Genomic DNA, 415 nt, shown 5'->3' with positions numbered 1-415 from the left:
CTCCGACCCCGTCGACGCCACCACCCGTACCCGCGCCTCCGCCTACATCACCAGCAGGGCCGCCCGCGCGCTCGGCGCGACGACCGTGAACTACTCGGTCATCGCCTCTCCCGCCGGCCTCGCCCCCGACACGGAGGAGCGGCTGGTCAAGGCGCTCGAACCGGTCGACGTCGTCATGTCGGACGTCCGTATCGAGACCGGACCCGAGACCACCCCGTCCTCCGTGTGGTACCTCATGCTCGGCCTCGCACTCGCCGCCGTCGTGACCGTCCTCGGCATCACCATCACCTCATCCGCCACCGAACTCCGCCCCGACCTGGTACGCCTGCACCGCATCGGCCTGTCCCCGGGCACCCTGCGCCGCATCGTCGTCTGGCAGTCGCTCACCATCGCCACCCTCGCGGCGCTCCTCGGC

General features: G+C 71.6%; 1 protein-coding gene. It reads left to right on the top strand.

What is annotated here, in order from left to right; translation table 11 throughout:
- Positions 1–415 (top strand): ABC transporter permease family protein (locus RM779_RS33415; RefSeq protein WP_311621553.1); only part of this gene is annotated, 415 nt, incomplete at both ends.

The sequence above is a fragment of the Streptomyces johnsoniae genome, from assembly GCF_031845565.1.
Classification (GTDB): Bacteria; Actinomycetota; Actinomycetes; order Streptomycetales; family Streptomycetaceae; genus Streptomyces; species Streptomyces johnsoniae.
This window is presented reverse-complemented; position numbering and strand designations above follow the sequence as displayed.